The 18,800-nt window shown below is 43.2% G+C and carries 19 protein-coding genes; 16 read left to right on the forward strand and 3 right to left on the reverse strand.

Features of this window, described 5'->3' with window-relative positions; genetic code table 11:
* Positions 1-4: 4 nt before the first annotated feature.
* A complete protein-coding gene (locus ACN6MV_RS09245) occupies positions 5-1,864 on the forward strand; it encodes an ABC transporter ATP-binding protein (protein WP_375102414.1) in 1,860 nt (619 codons plus the stop codon).
* Positions 1,865-1,935: 71 nt separating this feature from the next.
* Here the strand turns inward: ACN6MV_RS09245 and ACN6MV_RS09250 are convergent, their stop codons facing one another.
* The 3 genes from ACN6MV_RS09250 to ACN6MV_RS09260 form a co-directional block, all read right to left on the reverse strand.
* Positions 1,936-2,184 carry a DUF7667 family protein gene (locus ACN6MV_RS09250; protein ID WP_419886207.1) on the reverse strand — a complete coding sequence of 83 codons (249 nt, stop codon included), beginning with the start codon at positions 2,182-2,184 and terminating at the stop codon, positions 1,936-1,938.
* 264 nt (positions 2,185-2,448) lie between these two features.
* Positions 2,449-3,489, reverse strand: a complete 1,041-nt coding sequence (locus ACN6MV_RS09255) for an HD-GYP domain-containing protein (RefSeq protein ID WP_419886208.1) — start codon at positions 3,487-3,489, stop codon at positions 2,449-2,451.
* 77 nt (positions 3,490-3,566) lie between these two features.
* Complete coding sequence (locus ACN6MV_RS09260) at positions 3,567-4,280, reverse strand: molybdenum cofactor biosynthesis protein (RefSeq protein WP_419886209.1); 714 nt, start codon at positions 4,278-4,280, stop codon at positions 3,567-3,569.
* A 136-nt stretch (positions 4,281-4,416) separates the two neighbouring features.
* On the opposite strand from ACN6MV_RS09260, the gene ACN6MV_RS09265 reads away from it, so the two are divergent.
* From ACN6MV_RS09265 to ACN6MV_RS09335, 15 genes are all read left to right on the forward strand, one after another.
* A complete protein-coding gene (locus ACN6MV_RS09265; protein ID WP_375102416.1) occupies positions 4,417-5,856 on the forward strand; it encodes a bifunctional metallophosphatase/5'-nucleotidase in 1,440 nt (479 codons plus the stop codon).
* Between the two features lie 72 nt (positions 5,857-5,928).
* Positions 5,929-6,756, forward strand: a complete 828-nt coding sequence (locus ACN6MV_RS09270; protein ID WP_042125875.1) for an undecaprenyl-diphosphate phosphatase — start codon at positions 5,929-5,931, stop codon at positions 6,754-6,756.
* Positions 6,757-6,900: 144 nt separating this feature from the next.
* Complete coding sequence (locus tag ACN6MV_RS09275; protein WP_341111621.1) at positions 6,901-8,004, forward strand: HD-GYP domain-containing protein; 1,104 nt, start codon at positions 6,901-6,903, stop codon at positions 8,002-8,004.
* 231 nt (positions 8,005-8,235) lie between these two features.
* On the forward strand, positions 8,236-9,372 hold the full coding sequence (yfkAB, locus tag ACN6MV_RS09280) for a radical SAM/CxCxxxxC motif protein YfkAB (protein ID WP_419886210.1): 1,137 nt from the start codon (positions 8,236-8,238) through the stop codon (positions 9,370-9,372).
* 51 nt (positions 9,373-9,423) lie between these two features.
* Positions 9,424-10,752, forward strand: a complete 1,329-nt coding sequence (locus tag ACN6MV_RS09285) for a hemolysin family protein (protein WP_341115857.1) — start codon at positions 9,424-9,426, stop codon at positions 10,750-10,752.
* 164 nt (positions 10,753-10,916) lie between these two features.
* The gene (locus ACN6MV_RS09290; RefSeq protein ID WP_419886211.1) at positions 10,917-11,597 is read left to right on the forward strand and encodes a response regulator transcription factor; all 681 of its coding nucleotides are present in this window, start codon (positions 10,917-10,919) and stop codon (positions 11,595-11,597) included.
* Positions 11,594-13,348, forward strand: a complete 1,755-nt coding sequence (locus ACN6MV_RS09295; protein ID WP_419886212.1) for an ATP-binding protein — start codon at positions 11,594-11,596, stop codon at positions 13,346-13,348. Before ACN6MV_RS09290 ends, ACN6MV_RS09295 begins: the two co-directional genes overlap by 4 nt.
* A gap of 41 nt (positions 13,349-13,389) precedes the next feature.
* The gene (gene pssA, locus ACN6MV_RS09300; protein WP_341111625.1) at positions 13,390-13,914 is read left to right on the forward strand and encodes a CDP-diacylglycerol--serine O-phosphatidyltransferase; all 525 of its coding nucleotides are present in this window, start codon (positions 13,390-13,392) and stop codon (positions 13,912-13,914) included.
* A gap of 7 nt (positions 13,915-13,921) precedes the next feature.
* A complete protein-coding gene (locus ACN6MV_RS09305; protein WP_042125886.1) occupies positions 13,922-14,416 on the forward strand; it encodes a DedA family protein in 495 nt (164 codons plus the stop codon).
* A 47-nt stretch (positions 14,417-14,463) separates the two neighbouring features.
* Positions 14,464-15,489: an AI-2E family transporter gene (locus ACN6MV_RS09310; RefSeq protein WP_042125888.1), complete on the forward strand. Its 1,026-nt coding sequence runs from the start codon at positions 14,464-14,466 to the stop codon at positions 15,487-15,489.
* Between the two features lie 211 nt (positions 15,490-15,700).
* Positions 15,701-15,919 carry a spore coat associated protein CotJA gene (locus tag ACN6MV_RS09315; RefSeq protein ID WP_042125890.1) on the forward strand — a complete coding sequence of 73 codons (219 nt, stop codon included), beginning with the start codon at positions 15,701-15,703 and terminating at the stop codon, positions 15,917-15,919.
* A 3-nt stretch (positions 15,920-15,922) separates the two neighbouring features.
* Positions 15,923-16,189, forward strand: coding sequence for a spore coat protein CotJB (locus ACN6MV_RS09320; protein ID WP_094870385.1), 267 nt, complete (start codon positions 15,923-15,925; stop codon positions 16,187-16,189).
* A gap of 51 nt (positions 16,190-16,240) precedes the next feature.
* Positions 16,241-16,810, forward strand: a complete 570-nt coding sequence (locus tag ACN6MV_RS09325) for a manganese catalase family protein (RefSeq protein WP_042125896.1) — start codon at positions 16,241-16,243, stop codon at positions 16,808-16,810.
* 186 nt (positions 16,811-16,996) lie between these two features.
* A complete protein-coding gene (locus ACN6MV_RS09330) occupies positions 16,997-17,356 on the forward strand; it encodes an MmcQ/YjbR family DNA-binding protein (RefSeq protein WP_341111630.1) in 360 nt (119 codons plus the stop codon).
* Positions 17,356-18,735, forward strand: coding sequence for an MATE family efflux transporter (locus ACN6MV_RS09335; RefSeq protein WP_375102421.1), 1,380 nt, complete (start codon positions 17,356-17,358; stop codon positions 18,733-18,735). Before ACN6MV_RS09330 ends, ACN6MV_RS09335 begins: the two co-directional genes overlap by 1 nt.
* Positions 18,736-18,800: the final 65 nt, after the last annotated feature.

Below are 18,800 nucleotides of genomic sequence, written 5' to 3' on the forward strand. Positions count from 1 at the left end.
GCATATGAAACTTGAAGCCAAACAGAACACCGCTACGGGAGCAAAGCGTAAAGCAGCCGAGCAGCAGACACTTGATGAACGTTTCGTGTATAAAGATGATGATGTTATCGACAAAGCGTTTGACTGGAAGCAGTTCACCAGACTATTCAGCTATATGAAGCCTTACGCCAAACAGATGCTTCCACTGGTTTCTATCATGATGATTCTGGGAACCATTACGAAGCTGACCGTTCCTTTCTTGACAAGTTTAGCTATCGACCGTGCCATAGCACCTAAGGTTGGGAATCCCAGCTTAACACTTCTTTATTCGCTTACGGCAGGTGTGATTGTCTTATATCTCATTCAATGGATTGCAGGTGTATACCGAATTAAGTACACGAACATCATTGGACAAAGAGTCATTTATGACTTGCGTTCTGATTTGTTCAAGCATATCCAGAAGCTCTCTTTTAACTTCTTCGATAAACGTCCAGCTGGCTCGGTATTAGTCCGTGTGACGAATGATATCAACTCACTGCAGGATTTGTTCACGAACGGGGTAGTCAATCTAATGATTGACTGTGTGCAGCTTCTTGGAATTACCATAATTCTGTTATTGATCAACTGGAAACTTGGTCTTGCAGTAATGGTTACGGTTCCGATCATGTTCTTTATTTCTACTAAGCTGCGTCAGAAGATTCGGATCGCTTGGCAGGATGTGCGGATGAAGAACTCCAGAATTAATTCTCACTTGAATGAATCGATTCAGGGGATCAGAGTCACACAGGCTTATACGCAAGAACGTGAAAATATGAATTATTTCGATTTTATGAATACAGACAGCAAAAAGTCCTGGAATAAAGCATCTGCGATGAACCAAGCTTTCGGGCCGATGATCGAGATCACTGGTGGTTTTGGAACGATGATCCTCTTTTGGTTAGGAGCTTATCTGATCCAATCCGGTGAACTAACAGTCGGTATGCTGGTCGCATTCAGCTCTTATGTCAGCAACTTCTGGGACCCGATTAACCGTTTGGGGCAGATGTATAATCAGTTGCTTGTAGCGATGGCTTCCTCGGAACGGATCTTTGAATACTTGGATGAGCAGCCTTCGGTTCAAGATAATCCAGGGGCTAAGCCATTAAACACGATTCGTGGAGATATTAACTTTAATAAGGTTGTCTTTGAATATGAAAAAGGTCGTGCGGCTTTAAAAGGCATCGATCTGGATGTAAAAGCGGGGCAATCGATCGCGCTTGTGGGTCATACTGGCTCAGGGAAAAGTACGATTATTAACCTGATTGGCCGGTTCTATGATATTAAGAGCGGACGAATTACGATTGACGGTGAAGATATCCGTGAAGTCACACTGGACAGTCTGAGAAGGCAGATCGGAATCGTGCTGCAGGATACCTTTATTTTCTCAGGAACGATTCGCGATAATATCCGGTTTGGTCGACTGGATGCTACCGATGAAGAAGTGGAAAATGCTGCAAAAGCAGTAGATGCCCATGACTTTATTATGAAGCTTCCAGGAGGATATGAGACTGAGGTAGAAGAACGCGGCAGCGCCTTGTCCATGGGACAGCGTCAGCTGCTCTCCTTTGCCCGCGCACTATTGGCGAATCCAAGGATTCTGATCCTTGATGAAGCTACAGCCAGTATCGATACAGAGACGGAGCTTAAGATTCAGGAGGCACTCAAAATCTTACTTCAGGGCCGGACCTCCTTTATCGTAGCCCATAGACTATCTACCATCCGCCATGCGGATAAAATCGTCGTTCTGGATCACGGTGAAATCAAAGAAGAAGGAACCCACCGAGAACTGACGTCACGTGATGGTGTGTATAACGGCTTGATAGAAGCGCAATTCCGCTTCCTATAGCTCAGAACAACAGCCCATTCCCTTTGCGAAAGCAAATGAGGAATGGGCTGTTTTATATATCGTAGATTCAATTATTTCGGGCGATTGGGCAACCTACCCGTTACACGTAGCTCAAACATTTGGGCACAAATATCCTGATGCCAATGTGTATCCGTTGTTTGTTCTGCTAACAGTATTTCATTCTGTAGTCGGGCCATCTCCCAACAGTAAGTGGCATTCACCTGAAGGCATTGCTGTTGTTCCGTTTCTTCGGAGGCTGTAAGCTGGCGTAGACGACTTAGAGTGAAGAGCTCGGCAAGACGTTCATGGACTGGAAGCATACTCTTTTACCTCCTGGAAATAGTTAAGCCACATATTAGTCTAGCCAAGTAAATTGTAATTCAATCATCCATTGCAGTATCTACAGTAGAAAACATTTCTCCCGCTCACCAAATAATATCTGCTGCACTTTGTGCAACAGTATCAGAAAAATGTGTTTCTAAAGAATTTCTTATTTTTAATTGCAAAAAATACAACAGAAAAAATCCCCCGAAAAAATGGGGGATCATGGATTAAAAGATAGCTTTGAGGAAGAATGAAGCACCCTAGTCCATGTAAATCTCTACAATCGCAACGTTACGCTCACGGGATAAATCCACGAACATTCCGTCAACCTGTACCAGTGGACGGAAAATATCGACCAGATTGTTCATAATAATTACGCCAATATCACCTGTGTTCAGCAACACACGCTTGCCGATGAAGTTAGGCATTAGATGCTGGATAAAGGCTTGAACGGTTTTAGCGTTCAGTTTACCGAAACTTAGATTGTTTATTTCACGCAGGACGGAAATCAGCTCTTGCTTCGACTGATAGACTCGTTTAGAAGTCATCGCACTATAGATATCAGCTACAGCTGCAATTTGTGCATAAGGATGAATATCGGTTTTGGTTAGACTGCTCGGGTAGCCAGAGCCGTCCTCACGCTCATGATGCTGGAGAGCAGCCAAAGCTGTGTAAGAATCGTCCATGGAATTACGTATGATTTCGTAGCCGTACTTAGTATGTAGTTTGATTTCCTCGAACTCATCTGGTGTTAGCTTGCCTGGTTTATTCAACAGGGAGGGTGAAATTCGGCATTTTCCAATATCAATCAAATAACCTGCACGACCAATTTCATAACATTCTTGTTTGGAATAACCAAGCCATATCGCAATATAATAAGAGAGCATGCCTACCTGAAGGGAGTGATTGTAGGTATAGTTATCTTCACGATCTAGCAAAAGCAGGAGGGACACTACATCTTTATGCTTGTCCAAAGTTTGAAGCGAAGGCTGAAGAATGTCGTTTACCACGGATTGGTTGAAGCTTCCTTTTAATAACGCTTCCATATAAAGAGACTCGAAGCCGTCAATCATAGTATCAAAACTAGTGGTCACCGTCTGAATGATTGAAGGTCTGCTGAGGGGGGATACCTCTTCTTCTAACGTCTCGATATCAACATAATCAACTCCAAGCTGCATCAGCTTGGCGATATCATTTATTTGGAGCAGTGATCCCTTTGGTAATACATGTAAACCCCTAGAACTATACGCGTCCGCGTTAAGGTGATTACCAGGTTTTAGATCCGAGACGTGTACTCTCAATGCCTATGCCACCTTTTATCCGATTTTATCCAGAATATCAACAAAGTTCAGATTTTTCAATCAAAAAGGAGAAAAGATTATTTGTGGATTGTATCGTTAGCTTTTTGATCAGAGTCCACCCAATGTTGGCCCGATTCATTAATGTCTTTTTTCCAAACGGGAACCGTCTGTTTCAATCGTTCAATGGCAAAGCGACTGGCTTCGTAGCAGGTATCGCGATGGGGGGTGGAGACGGCAATGATAACACTTGCTTCCTTTAAACCTACAAGCCCAATGCGGTGAGATATGGCGCAGTTTGCGTTCCAGCGGTTCTTGACCTCTATGCCAATCTCCTCCAGCTTACTTAAGGCCATAGGGATATAGGCATCATAATGAAGTGCAGTTGTCCGTTGTTCTCCGGTCATTTCACGTGTCGTACCGATAAATAATAAGGATGCACCGTGATTGACGTCAAGAACGGCATCTAGAAGCTTCTCCGCATTTAAAGGCTGGTCCGTTATGATATAGAGACCATCAGTAGTAGTTTCATATATAGTGCCGTTCTCACCCCCGGAAACTGGAGGAATAAGTGCGACTTCGGAAGACGCTGTGATGATAGAATCATCAGGAGCATATTCCCGGTCAATGGCAATTAAAGAAGCCTCAATTTGGGATGCTGCAGCCGGATAAGAGACGGATAGAAGCTCCTTTAGCTTGCCGGCTGTTAAGGGAATCTCAGTCGTTTGGAAGGACAGAGAAGAAGAGCCGATGGTCTCAGCCAGACCCGCGAATAGTCGGATAGTAATATGCATTTTTATTCTCCTCTGATGTATGTTCTGATGTCTTCAATATACCATAATGTGTCTGAAAATGTTATGCTAGGCTCTGTAAGATCACGCACCGACTGCTTCATTAAAGAGCAGCTCTAGGGTAGGGGGAATGTAGCTTATGGGGCATGTGCCGCAAAGACTGACCATACTTCATACCAATGATATACATAGCCATTTTGAGATGGTAAGTCCGGTGGCAGCGGAAATCGCCGCACAAAGGGCTGCAGCGGGAGAAGAGCCTGTACTGCTGCTGGATATTGGTGATCATATGGATCGTGCAGCTGTCGAGACAGAAGGCACTATGGGTCAGGCTAACATCGACGTATTAAACTTAACAGGATATGATGCTGTAACCATTGGCAATAATGAGGGACTTACGTTCTCTCAGGAGATGTTGTCATCCATTTTTTCCGGGTTACAGTGTCCGGTAGTATGCTGTAATTTTGTGGAGTCTTCGACTGGGGAGCCACCAAGCTGGATGCAGCGTCATGCGATCTTGGAGAAGGATGGAATTAGAATAGGTGTGACCGGAGCAACAGCGGCATTTACTTCGTTCTATTCCCTTTTGGGCTGGGATGCTTTAGATCCTGAGACAGCGCTCCGGGAACAATGCCTACTTTTAGCACCACAGGTGGATATATTAATCGTTCTATCTCATCTTGGACTTCCTACGGATAAAATGTTGGCAGAGCGGCTAGAGGGCATTCATGCCATTCTTGGTGGACATACGCATCATCTGTTAGAGGAGCCTATTATGATTAATGGGACTGCTGTATGCGGTGCCGGGAAATTCGGTCGGTATCTCGGGCGTCTTCAATTTGAGCGACTAGATCCTCAGTCTGATTTCAGATTAGTGCTGGGTGAATGTATTCCTATTGACCCCCTTCTGAAGGAGGAGGTTATAGGTCCTGCAGTGGCTATTCATTTGAAGCATGGCCAAGAATCTCTTCAGACGACCGCTGCGATTACTGACCGTGAGCTTCCTTTGAGCTTGCGGGGAGAGTCTCCCTTTGGCAATCTTTTGGCACAAGCTGTACGTAGATTTACAGGAACTAGTCTGTCATTAGTCAACACGGGTCAGTTACTAGGACCATTGCCGGAAGGCGAGGTTACGACTGGGATGCTGCACGCACTATGTCCTTCTCCCATCAATACTTGCATCATTAAGCTGAAGGGTATAGATATTCGCACAGCTTTGGAACAGAGTCTTACAGAGGAGTTTTATAATAAGGTCATTTACGGGTACGGATTCCGAGGGAATCATCTGGGCAGTTTGGCAGTAGATGGATTAAAAATCTTGTACGACCCACGGATGATACCGTATGATAAGAGTGTTGCAGTTTTTGTCGAAGGAAACCCGCTGGAGGATGAAAGAGAGTATAATGTTGGTACGCTAGACATGTTTACTTTCAGAGCCGGCTATGAGACGATCGCGAATGGGAAGGATGCGTTGTTTCTATTGCCTCATTTTTTGCGCGATCTCTTAAGGATGGAGTTACAGCGTCCAAACAGTCTCGATGAATGCATGCTCACTCGCTGGGAGGCTAAGTCTGAATAAGGCCGACAGCTCATAATCTACACTTATAGACTCCATTTAACAGTGCTAGATTCCCAAAAATAGGAGGACGTTATGGACACGATTACAGCTATTATTTTAGCAATTGTCGAAGGGATCACAGAATTTATTCCTGTATCTTCGACCGGACACATGATCTTGACTACGAAGCTATTAGGTTTCGCTGAGCAAGATTCGATTATGAAGACTTATGAAATTGTAATTCAACTAGGGGCGATTTTGGCGATTGCACTTGTTTACCGCAAGCGAGTGCTCAATTTGCTAGGGATTGGACGTAGTAGTTCAGGCAGGGGAGGCGTTATGCCGGCAGCCCGTCTGAACTTAATTCATGTGATTCTTGGAATTGCCCCAGCACTTGCTGTGGCATTTTTTGCCCGCGACTTTATCAAAAGCCTCTTTGGAGCTTCGACTGTACTCTGGGCGCTTGTCGCCGGAGGGATTCTAATGATTGTTGCAGAATGGGTGAACAGACGCAAAATACGTATTACTGCCCACGAACTGGATGATTTGTCTTATGGACAGGCGCTGGCGATTGGATTGTATCAGATTATCTCGGTACTTTGGCCGGGCTTCTCCCGTTCCGGGTCTACAATTTCTGGGGGGATGTTAAGCGGAGTCAGCTATAAGGCTTCTGCGGATTTTTCCTTCCTCATAGCGATTCCTATTATGTGTGCGGCTTCCGGGTATGAACTGCTCGATTCGTATAAAAACTTCACAAGTGAGACGATTGGTTATTTTGTAATTGGATTTCTGATTTCCTTTGTAGTGGCATATTTAGTAGTCATTTTGTTTATGAAATGGATTCAAAAGATTCGATTAACGCATTTCGCGATTTATCGATTTATTCTTGCTGCTGTATTCTGGTTGTTTATTATGCGTTAATGCCCGTGGCATAGACCTGGACACATCTGATTTTCTTTAAGGTACACCTGTCTGAATTTCCAAAGAAACGGTATAGACAAAGCGTGTGACCCAAGGATTTCAATACAGAATAGCATTTTACCGTTAAAGGCAGGAGTGAGTTTAGTGCGTTTAGTATCCGTGAATCAACTTCAAGCAGGCATGAAATTAGGTAAAAAAATATATAATGATGAAGGTCTAACTCTACTCGCGGACGGGGTGGAGCTTACGGATGCATTGATCAAGCGTCTCGCTAGAATTGATATCGGCTATATCTACATAGAGGATTCTGTCACGGACGATATTGTGATTACTGGTATACTCCAGGATGAGACGCGCAATCAAGCCCTAAAGGTGATTCGTAATCAATTTCAGCAAATGTCCGGGAATTCAGGAATTACTAAGGGTCTATATCATTTGGACAAAAAATTTTCTAGGATCATGGACAACATTTTAGACGATATGTCTTTACAAGAAGATCCGATGATCATGCTGATGGATATGCACACTGCTGATAACTACTTATATGTCCATTCCCTGAATGTCTGCTTGTACACTTTGGTGCTAGGCATTGCTCACGGGTATAGTAAAGAAGAACTTCGAGTAATTGGGCTAGGTGCACTGCTGCATGATATTGGAAAGACACAAATCCCGATAAAAATCGTACAGAAACCCGGCAGGCTCAGTGATGAAGAATTCCGCCATATGCAGGCTCATACTGAGATCGGGTTTCAGATTCTAAAGGAGGAGCCGAATATCCCTCTGCTCGCAGCACATTGTGCCTTGCAGCATCATGAACGCATTGACGGTTCAGGATATCCTCGCGGATTAACTGGACCCCAAATCCATGAATATGCCAAGTGGCTGGGTGTAGCGGACTCCTACGATGCCATGACTTCCAATAGAGTCTACAAAAAGGCTATGCTGCCACATCAAGCCGTGGAGGCACTTTATGTTGGTTCCGGTACTTTGTATGAGCAGAAGCATTTAGAGTTGTTTAGAGATCGCGTAGCTATCTATCCGCTGGGTCTTACGGTGAAGCTCAGCACGGGGGAGAGCGGGGTTGTGGTCAAAATAGATCCAAGTACGCCTCATAGACCCACCGTACGTGTGATTACGGGTCCTGAAGGAGAGAAAGTCGTACCGTTTGAACGAGATCTGAGTAAAGCCCTCTCCGTTGTTATAGTTGACGTCGCAGAACAAGGTGATTCTCTAGGAACGCCAAATTGATAATTTATAGCAGCGTGGAGAGAAGATTAGGCTTGTCCGAAGATATGTCGGACGCCTATTTTTCGTCTCGCTGCTTTTATTTTTTTGAAATGTGAAGTAAGTAAAGAGAGCCAGAAAGACATCAAAAGTGCAGTTTTTTTGACTATCGTGGTATGATATAGGGTAAGTCATCGTTCTTTCTTCATGATTTTGGGTTAATAATAGGAATAAGATTTAAAGGAGCTAGTACAAATGAATGTTTTTAGACCATTAACATCTTCACCGAGGGAGCTGTCGCCAAGTTACGATCCATGGGATCCAATCACTTCTCTACGTAAGCATGGCCGCCATGTGCTAACGAGTGTGGAATTCACTGTAACCAATTTATGCAACATGCGTTGTGAGCACTGTGCTGTAGGTGATAGTTTAACCTCCAAAGAAGGAGATATGCTACCGCTTAAGAATATGCTGGACCGTTTAGAGGAAGTTGAGCATCTCGAGACCATTAGTATTACGGGCGGTGAGCCCATGTTCCGCGCCGGAACGGTGGATAATGTCATTGTACCATTGTTAAAATACGCCAAGGAGCGGGGAATCAGATCACAAATTAATTCAAATCTGACGATGCCGTATTCCCGTTATGAGAAGCTGCTTCCGTATCTGGATGTTATGCATATTTCATTTAATTATGTGAACGGTGACGATTTTCATGAAGTCGGTTTTGCGAACAGTGGTCATGCGGTTGCCAAGGAAGCCGCTTACCGGCTATATAATACAATGATTGAGAACTCTCGCCAACTAAGTGAGGATGGTATGTTAATTTCTGCGGAAACTATGATTAATTACCGTACCCACACTAAGTTGCCTGAAATTCATAAGCTGATTCTCGACATGGGAGCAAAACGGCATGAGGTTCATCCGATGTACAATTCGAGCTTTGCTTCCGCTCTGCCAGTGTTATCTTTGAATGAAATGCGGACAGCGATCCATTCGTTACTGGACCAGCGTGATCCAGAGGTATGGATGCTATTCGGCACGCTTCCGTTTTTTGCTTGCAGCTTCGTAGAGGAAGATCAGAAGTTATTAAGAAGAATGCGTGCAGAGAAGAATGTTACACTTCGTAATGATCCGGATGGCCGGAATCGTGTGAACGTAAATATGTTTACTGGAGATGTTTTTGTTACAGATTTCGCTGATATCGCAGCCTTTGGCAACATAGACAACCAAAAACTGGATGATATATTTATCGATTGGCAGACCAAGCATCCGCTGAACCAGAAGGTGAACTGTTACTGCGATGCAGCAGGTTGTTGCGGACCTAATCTGTTAGTAGCGGATATGTATTATCCGGAAGTTGATTTCAAAACTAGAAAAGCGATTAATCTGTAGAAACGAGGCGTTGTTAAAGTGGTGCATACGGAATTTGAAGTAGGGAGATTAATGCTTAATCTTTTGCTTGTTCTGGTGCTCGTATTATTGAACGGTATTTTTGTAGCAGCGGAGTTCTCATTAGTTAAGGTCAGGCAGTCTCGTCTGACCCAACTTGTCAGTGAAGGCAATAAAATGGCAGGATATGCGCTCAAGGTAAATAAGAAGCTGGATTCGTACTTATCTGCCACCCAGTTTGGGATTACACTTGCGTCGCTGGGGTTAGGTTGGGTCGGTGAGCCGGCCATTTCGGAGCTGCTCGTCGAGCCGTTAATGTATAAGATGGGAATTACCGATGGTACTCTGATTTCTACCGTCTCTGTCGTTATCGGATTTTCGATTATTACATTTTTACATATTGTACTTGGTGAGCTTGCACCGAAATCACTTGCCATTCAAAGAACAGAAGGGTCCGCTTTATTGCTCTCGGCTCCTCTGATGTTCTTCTATAATTTGTTCATGCCATTTATCTGGGTACTGAATGCATCGGCGAACGCATTGCTTCGTTTAGTGGGTGTTGAGCCTGCAAATGAGAGTGAGGCCGCCCACTCTGAAGAGGAAATTCGCATCCTGATGAATCAGAGTGCTAAGAGTGGTGTCATTGATAAAGATGAGATGAAGCTGATGGATAACATCTTTGAGTTCTCTGATCTACTCGCTCGTGAAGTCATGTTGCCTCGTACGGATATGGATGTGCTGTACAGCAATCTTTCGCTCGAAGAAAATATGAAGATTATTACCGAAACGAGACATTCACGATATCCGGTTGCTTTTGAAGATAAGGACCGTATTATTGGTTTTATTCATATTACCGACCTGCTGTTTGCTCCACCTGAGCAGCAGAATGATCTTACGACGCTGGTACGACCGATCCTTAACGTACCGGAGTCGATGGAGATTAGCCATACTCTGCGATTTATGCAGAAGAACAAAGCTCAGCTAACGCTGGTTGTCGATGAATACGGAGGTACAGCTGGTCTACTGACAGCAGAAGAAATTCTGGAAGAAATCGTAGGCGATCTGCATGACGAATTCGAAGATGAGCGTCCTAGTGTGGAACGCAACGGAGAGTATATTTCTGTTGAGGGCCGGATGTTGATTGAAGATGTCAACGATCTTACAGGTGTAGTGATCGAGGATGATGAAGTGGATTCTATCGGAGGCTGGTTGTTTAAGGAGCTGGAAGGGAATCCAAGCAAGGGAAAACGAGTGAAGGTTGAGGATGTTGTTTTTGAAGTTGAGGAATCGACGAGACTGCGGATTACCAGAATTAATATTCATCATGAACCGCGCGCCGAGGATGAAGAAAACTCTTCAGAACAAGATGAGGATAAAGAATAACCTATTGAAATTTGTAACGTATTGTTCCGGGTGATCAAGGATAAAATGAACTCCTCCTGCTAGAGCTGTATAGCTCATGACAGGGGGAGTTTTTTGTGGACACATAAAGGACATAACGCTCGACTATGCTAATGATTATATATGGTTTGAAAGCGGGGTCTAGATTGAAAAAGAAACTTCTTCTCGTTGAGGATGAAATTCGTATTCGTGAACTGGTGTCTGATTATTTCATACAGAATGATTGGGAAGTACTTGAAGCGGATAATGGAAGAGATGCATTGGTTTGGTTTGACTCACTGCTGCCGGATCTGCTGATTTTGGATATCATGATGCCTGCTAAGAATGGCTTCGAAGTATGCCGTGAAGTTCGTGGAAAATCAGCGGTACCTATCATTTTGTTAACCGCCAAATCCACAGATGACGACAAAATTTACGGATTTGAATTAGGAGCGGATGATTATGTTACAAAGCCATTTAGTCCAAAGGTGCTGGTAGCCCGGGCAAATGCGCTTATGAAGCGAGTTGAAGGCACCCATCAGCCTGAATCTAGCATAATAAAATTTGGTTCCGCGATGTTTAATACCTTGGCTCATCGTTTAGAGGTAGAAGATGCGGAAGTGGAGCTTACCCCTAAGGAATACGATCTTTTATGGCTTTTAATACGAAATAAAGGGATTGTCATTTCAAGGGATACGATCCTTAGTCGGATCTGGGGAATTGAATTTGAAGGAGATTCCAGAGTTGTGGATAGTCATATCAAAAAGCTGCGAAGTAAATTGGGTTATGAATCACGTTTTATTCGTACGGTGATTGGCACAGGGTACATGTTCGAGGAAGAGGTATGAGAAGACGGGGGATTACTTTTAAACTGTTTGTGATGACCGTTATCTTTTTCCTTTGCTTCTATGGCATGGTGATTCTAAGCCAATTGCTGTTATTTGACAATTTCTATCAGAAGCAAAAAGAGCACCGTGTAGAGAAACACCTTAAGAGCTTTGCTGCAAGGTATATAAGCGAGCCGTGGGGAAGCACTCGGACCTCCCAGGAACTCGTTCGGTTTATGCTGCGGAATAAAACACAAATGGTTATTTTGAAGCTGGATGGAAAGATGAATTCGGAAGATCCATTTCATATAAAGTTAATCGATGATGACGGAAAGAGTATGCTTGTCTCTTTATCCCTGTTCATGAATCAGTACGGAGATGCGCTTAGAGCAGCGAACATTAAAGTAGATGATCAGTTGAGTGTTGAAGGCGAACTACTGGATGAAGACAATTCTTCACCCGTTATTCTCTACCCCATAAGTATTACGAAAAAAGGGGGCGGAACAATAGGGGATGCGGAAGAGAGTGGGGTGATTCATGCATCTGGTACAGTTGCAGAAATTGTTCTGCCTGATCTGAAAATATGGAATCCACGCCAGGGAATATTGTTTGAGGCGCTAGAGGAATGGTTTCCTTTGACACCGGCGCAGATAGACGACTTCAAAAATTTGAAAATGCAGAAGCAAGACTGGATTGCTCCCTGGAGTGGTAGTCGCAATTCTGTGATTATTTTGCCCCTGAAGCAAAGTACCGGAGAAATCGAATTACTATTCACAGTCACCTCATTACAGGAAGTCAAGGATTCGAACGAGGCGTTGCGTTGGTTCTTTTTATATCTGGGAATAGGCGGCATTGTTCTAATTCTGGTTCTTTCTCTCTTCTTTTCAAAAATGGTAACACGTCCGCTTATTAAGTTAAACAACATAGCCAAACGGATGGTTTCTCTGGACTTTACAGGGGACACATCGATTCGGCAAAAGGATGAGTTAGGCAGCCTGTCTAACAGCATGTTCACCTTATCGCTAAGTCTGGATTCTGCTTTACGAGAGTTAAGAGAGGCCAATCAGCAGCTAGTTGAGGATATGGAGCAGAAACAAAGAATGGAGATCATGCAGCAGGACTTTTTTGCCAACGCCTCGCATGAATTGAAGACACCGCTCAGTATTATCAAAGGTTTTGCCGAGGGATTGGAAGACGGCGTTAGTGCAGGCAAACAGGATCACTATATTAAGGTGATTATTGAGGAAGCAGATAAAATGGAGTTTCTTGTTAAAAACATGCTAGATCTAGCGCGGTTGGAGTCGGGCACGATTAAACTTCGGAAAACTTCCTTTATGTTAAGTGAACTGACGGAAAAGGTGACGGACAAGCTGGTTCACTTGCTGAGTGAAAAGCATTTGGAGGTCATTATTATTCCTGCAAATGAATTACCGGTCTATGCTGATGTGAACTGGATCGAACAAGTGGTACTAAATTTTATGACCAATGCTATCAGACATGCGGAAGAGAGAAGCTCCATCACCGTTAATATTGAGAGTCATGCCCAGACTATTGTATTCACGATTCAAAATATAGGAGAATCAATCCCTGAAGATCAGCTGGAGCAGATCTGGGAACGGTTCTATCGGTCTGAGCCCTCTCGCAGTCGAATGACGGGCGGTACGGGTCTGGGGCTTTCTATTGCGAAGCGAATACTAGATATGCACGCTTGTATTTATACAGTGAAAAATACGGAGAAAGGTGTCAGCTTTACTGTGACTTTTGAAGGTTAAGCGAATCACTAAAAATACTATATTGAAAGGGGTGAAATCGTATGAAATTGAATTGGTTGCCTTCAATGTGCACACTTGCAAACTTAGGACTCGGATCCCTATCCTTGTATTTCACGATTCAAGAACGATATAGTCTGGCTTTATTGATGATATTACTCGCGGCAATATGTGATGTATTGGATGGATTACTGGCAAGAATACTGCATTGTACCAGCGAATTCGGTAAACAATTGGACTCATTGGCGGATATTATATCCTTTGGTTTAGCGCCAACCTTCCTTATCTTGTTGTATAAGTTAGAAGATGCTCACTGGATTGGACCTGCAGTTTCGGTTTTCTTTTTGATCTGTGGTGCACTTCGTTTGGCCAGATTTAATCTGTCGGCGCCTTCCAAGGGGTTCGTGGGAATGCCGATCACTGCTGCCGGAGTCATTCTGTCGATGATTTCTTTACTAGATGAACGTATGAAACCGGGTCTGGTCATCGTGTTAATGGCATTACTATCCGTAATGATGGTCAGTCGTATCCCTTTTCCGTCCCTTAAAAAATCCTTCAACAGGAAGTGAAACACCCATGCCTTGGATTATTGAGATCATTTCGCAGTACGGATATTTAGCCATATTTGCTCTTATGGCACTTGGGATTATCGGACTTCCTGTACCCGATGAGGTATTAATGCTGTTTGTAGGTTATTTATCCTCCGTTATGGTTTTGGATTTTTCACTTTCGGTATTGGTTTGTTTCATGGGATCTATCACAGGGATGCTTATCAGCTATACTATTGGTTTAAGACTAGGGCAACCTGTGGTAGAAAAATTCGGCAAGTGGGTGGGGCTTACACCCAAGCGTTTTGCCAGTATGAAAAGATGGTTTTTGCGGTTCGGTAACTGGACCATTTTTATTGCCTATTTTATTCCCGGTCTGAGGCATGTATCAAGCTATATTTCTGGTATCAGTGCTATGTCTTTCAAAAAATATATACTCATAACGACTGCAGGAGCGCTAACCTGGTCACTTCTTTTTGTTTCCATCGGCTTTTTTGTGGGGGCTAGGTTTTCCTTTTTATAGTCATTGGATGATAGCATCATTAATCGCAATCGAATGGAGCAAGATCAATGAATGTATTCAAGCGATTCTACGCGAACATAACCACCAGACGCTTTTTAATTCTCGCACTTATCGGGCTGCTGCTGTACAGTGTTCGAGGGATGCTTAATCTGGTGTTGCTGACGTTTTTGATTGCTTTTGTCATGAACAGCTTTCAGACCTTGCTTAGTAAAGGAATTGGTAAATTTGTGAAGGTTAACAGTAAGGTGATTATTGTCATTTTATACCTCGCTTTAATCGCTGTGATTGTACTGGCCCTTGCTAAATATCTTCCAAAAGTATTGGAGCAGATTAAGCAATTAACCATCTTCCTTACCAATCTCAAATCAGACGACCTCCCGCAGAACAAGATTACATTGTATTTGTATGATATGTTCAAGGACCTAAACTATCAGATCTACATCAAAAGAGGCATCGATTATGTACTGAAGGTTAGCAACTGGGGCGCGACTTTCGTTGTATCAACCATTCTAAGCTTTGTGTTTATTCTTGAGAAGAACCGGATCGTCAGTTTTACTTCTAGGATGAGAGAGAGCCGGATTGCCTGGTTTTATATAGAGCTGGAGTATTTCAGCCGACAATTCATCGTTTCCTTTGGGAAAGTAATTGAAGCGCAAATTCTTATTGCCTTGTTCAATACCTGCCTTACTGTTATTGGCTTATGGTTGCTTAACTTCCCATATTTATTTGCCCTATCGATCTTGATTTTTCTGCTCAGTCTCATTCCGGTGGTTGGTTTTTTGATTTCGCTCATTCCGCTCTTAATCATCGGCTACAACATCGGCGGTCTGACAACAGTCACTTATGTGCTGGCGATCATTGCGGTGTTGCATTTTATCGAAGGCTATTTCTTGAATCCCAAGTTGATGTCCACAAAAATGAATTTGCCGATGTTCTACACCTTCAGCGTGTTATTGTTCTCTGAGCATTATATAGGTGTCTGGGGACTTATTCTTGGCATTCCCATCTTTGTATTTATGTTGGATATCCTTGAGATTAAGCACGAGGATTCTTTCAAAGGAGCTAACCCCTAAGCGTAATACTAAAAAAAGGTCCAATTGAAAAGCTGTTTCCGGTATATTTCCGGGGACAGCTTATTTTTCGTGTAAATTACACGAAAAGTTCAAGCCTAGGGGCTTTTTTTGTAAATAACGTTTTATATTGTGTTCTGCTGTCATAAGTTAGCTAAGGAAGCAATGTTCAGATTCTTCAAAGAAGGAACAGGAACAAAGGAGGTACGAAAAGATGGAATCACAGGTACGGAGGTACACCCCCTTTAGGGGCCCGTTTGATCCTTGCCCGCCGGTGCCGTTCAAGACTTATGTAGTTCCACCCAATCAGTTCGTTAATTTTCAGCCGCCAGATTTACCTCAGTTTAGTTTGCAGGAGGCGCTAAGGGTTGGCACGTTATGGCCAGCATTTTACAGCCCATATGAGTCCAAGTGCAAAGGAGGAGGGAAATAGATTATGGAGGCAAATCCTTGCGATCAACGTTATTATGAATTGCTTGAGCAACTGCAGACACTTGACTTTGCCTTAGTGGAGTTGAACTTATATCTAAATACTCATCCTGATGATTTGAGAAGTATTGAACAATTTAATCAGCTGACTCAGGAACGTACCAAGCTCGCGAATCAATTTCAGGAATTATACGGTCCGCTGCAGAATTTTGGCAGAGCCTATTCGAAATGTCCGTGGGAATGGAATCAGACGCCTTGGCCTTGGCAGGTGTAAGAAGAGTGCAACTGTAAGGAACTAAATTTCTAGAGGAGGGGAAGTTTCCGAATGTGGATCTACGAAAAAAAACTGCAATATCCGGTACGGGTCGGTAAATGTGATATCCGGATGGCGCGTTATTTAAGTGAGCAATATGGAGGAGCGGATGGCGAGCTCGCCGCAGCCCTGCGCTATATGAATCAAAGATACACGATCCCAGATAAAGTGATTGGCGTTTTGAACGATATTTCTACTGAGGAATTCGCCCATTTGGAAATGATAGCCACTATGATTTATAAGCTGACAAAGGACGCTTCGGTATGTGAGCTAGAGGAAGCTGGGCTAGGTCCACATTTTGCGCAGCATGATCACGCGTTGTTCTATTCGAACTCTGCCGGCGTACCTTTTACAGCAGCCTACATTCAAGCTAAGGGTGACCCGCTGGCTGATCTTTATGAGGACATTGCAGCGGAAGAAAAGGCCCGGGCTACATACCAGTGGCTGATTGACATGACAGATGATGTGGATCTGCAGGATAGCCTTAAGTTCCTGAGGGAGCGGGAGATTATCCATGCGATTCGGTTTAAGGAAGCGGTACAGATTATTATTGATGATCGGAATCAGAAGCGGGTATTTTGAGGGAAGTTGTCGCATTACTATTATTTATATATCAATGAACTTTATGACCGCTCTCGATGGAGACGGTCTTTTCTCTGTTAAAATGATCTTCTTCTCTTTGTGAGGGTGAACAAAATGATATAATTAAGAAACGTGGTTAATGGCAAAAATGATCAGATTGTTGATCAGCGAAGGAGAGAGACTGATTTGAAGAATACTATTATCGAATACTGTTTGAAAAAGAAAGGGGCGACTCAGGAGCATCCGTTTGGACCCACTCCATTGGTCATCAAAGTTGCTGATAAAATGTTCGCACTTATTTTTGAGGAAACAGGGAAGGTTGTTCGCTTAAACTTAAAATGTGACCCGATTATTGCGGAGAACTTAAGAGAGCAGCATGATTGCGTACGACCAGGCTTTCATATGAACAAAAAGCACTGGAATTCAATCATGATCGATGGATCCCTGCCGACGTCGGATGTCTTTGACATGATTGACCATTCCTACGATATGGTTGTCAAAAAGCTTCCTAAAAGCCTCCGAGAAGCTATAGTGGAAATGAATTAATGAATAATCAAATGAAGGATCGTTTTGCCAACCAAAGTATACCCAAGCTTATTTTCTTATTGGCTATTCCTGCCGTTATAGCTCAGCTAATCAATGCCATGTACAGTGTAGTTGATCGGATGTTCCTCGGAAGGATGGAGGAGGGGGGAACGCTAGCCTTATCCGCTATAGGAATTTCTTTTCCGATTATTATGTTGATTTCAGCATTTGCCGCTCTAATCGGAGCTGGAGGGGCTCCCCTAGCGTCCATAAAGATGGGCGAAGGTGAACATAAAAAAGCTGAAGAATTACTAGGAAGTTGTTGTACTATGCTACTAATGGCATCCGTAATCCTGACAGCTTTGTTTCTTATCTTTAAGTCCCCATTCTTAACGTTGTTCGGAGCGAGCCACGATACATTGCCGCTAGCCGACGATTTTTTAAGCATATATCTTATTGGAACTGTGGCAGTGCTTATTTCTTTAGGGTTGAATCCATTTATTGCAGCACAAGGATATGCCAAAACAGCCATGCTCACGGTATGCATTGGTGCAGTTGTGAATATCGTCCTTGACGCCATTTTTATTTTTGAGATGAATATGGGAATTAAGGGAGCAGCATTGGCTACTGTCATTGCACAATTTATTTCAGCTACTTGGGTATTGGGGTTCTTAGTCTCTAAACGAGCTCATCTGCGCTTGCGTCTATCGAACATGCGTATTAAACCTAAAGAAGCCGCTAAGGTACTTGCATTGGGACTATCTCCATTTATTATGACGTCGACCGAAAGTTTAATTCAAATCGTGTTTAACACGTCCTTAGCTAAATTTGGAGGCGATATGTACGTTGCTGCCATGGGGATTATGGGAACACTAATGCAAATCTTTGGGACGTTGTTATCTGGGTTTGCGCAAGGGGCACAACCTATTATTAGCTATAATTATGGAGCTCGCGATTTTGCACGTGTAAAATCCACCATTTTATATTGCAGTGTTTTTTGTGCTGCTTTTGGATTGTCGATGTGGAGCATAGCCATTTTTGTCCCGCAGTTGCCCATTATCATTTTTACTAATAATACTGAGCTTGTGGCTCTGACTGCTAGATTAATGAAAATATTCTTCCTTGGCACCTGTATTTTTGGTATTCAATTAGCTTTTCAACAAGTATTTATTGCTTTGGGACAAGCACGAGTTTCTATTTTTATCGCGATCTTGCGTAAGATTATCTTGCTTATTCCATTAGTACTTTTGCTCCCGACATTTATTAGCCCGAAAACAGATGCAGTGATTATTGCTGAACCTATTGCTGATTTTTGTGCGGCACTGACTTGCTGTGTTTTATTTGGACTAACGATAAAGAAACTATTTAAAGATAGATCTGATAACGCTGGGATGGTCTGAAAAAGTTTATAATAAACGATCGGAAGCAGATGTTCTGAGGGATGTTGCGCTTTCCTATCCTATTA

Source organism: Paenibacillus sp. B-A-8, assembly GCF_048572915.1.
GTDB lineage: Bacteria > Bacillota > Bacilli > Paenibacillales > Paenibacillaceae > Paenibacillus_AQ.

Bases quoted from the DNA above. Each gene is read 5' to 3' on its own strand.
- ACN6MV_RS09310 (WP_042125888.1), top strand. From the start codon at position 14,464: ATGAATGTATTCAAGCGATTCTACGCGAACATAACCACCAGACGCTTT.
- ACN6MV_RS09295 (WP_419886212.1), top strand. From the start codon at position 11,594: ATGAGAAGACGGGGGATTACTTTTAAACTGTTTGTGATGACCGTTATC.
- ACN6MV_RS09325 (WP_042125896.1), top strand. From the start codon at position 16,241: ATGTGGATCTACGAAAAAAAACTGCAATATCCGGTACGGGTCGGTAAA.
- pssA (WP_341111625.1), top strand. From the start codon at position 13,390: ATGAAATTGAATTGGTTGCCTTCAATGTGCACACTTGCAAACTTAGGA.
- yfkAB (WP_419886210.1), top strand. From the start codon at position 8,236: ATGAATGTTTTTAGACCATTAACATCTTCACCGAGGGAGCTGTCGCCA.
- ACN6MV_RS09270 (WP_042125875.1), top strand. From the start codon at position 5,929: ATGGACACGATTACAGCTATTATTTTAGCAATTGTCGAAGGGATCACA.
- ACN6MV_RS09305 (WP_042125886.1), top strand. From the start codon at position 13,922: ATGCCTTGGATTATTGAGATCATTTCGCAGTACGGATATTTAGCCATA.
- ACN6MV_RS09315 (WP_042125890.1), top strand. From the start codon at position 15,701: ATGGAATCACAGGTACGGAGGTACACCCCCTTTAGGGGCCCGTTTGAT.
- ACN6MV_RS09285 (WP_341115857.1), top strand. From the start codon at position 9,424: ATGCTTAATCTTTTGCTTGTTCTGGTGCTCGTATTATTGAACGGTATT.
- ACN6MV_RS09250 (WP_419886207.1), bottom strand. From the start codon at position 2,184: ATGCTTCCAGTCCATGAACGTCTTGCCGAGCTCTTCACTCTAAGTCGT.
- ACN6MV_RS09245 (WP_375102414.1), top strand. From the start codon at position 5: ATGAAACTTGAAGCCAAACAGAACACCGCTACGGGAGCAAAGCGTAAA.
- ACN6MV_RS09335 (WP_375102421.1), top strand. From the start codon at position 17,356: ATGAATAATCAAATGAAGGATCGTTTTGCCAACCAAAGTATACCCAAG.
- ACN6MV_RS09320 (WP_094870385.1), top strand. From the start codon at position 15,923: ATGGAGGCAAATCCTTGCGATCAACGTTATTATGAATTGCTTGAGCAA.
- ACN6MV_RS09265 (WP_375102416.1), top strand. From the start codon at position 4,417: ATGGGGCATGTGCCGCAAAGACTGACCATACTTCATACCAATGATATA.
- ACN6MV_RS09260 (WP_419886209.1), bottom strand. From the start codon at position 4,280: ATGCATATTACTATCCGACTATTCGCGGGTCTGGCTGAGACCATCGGC.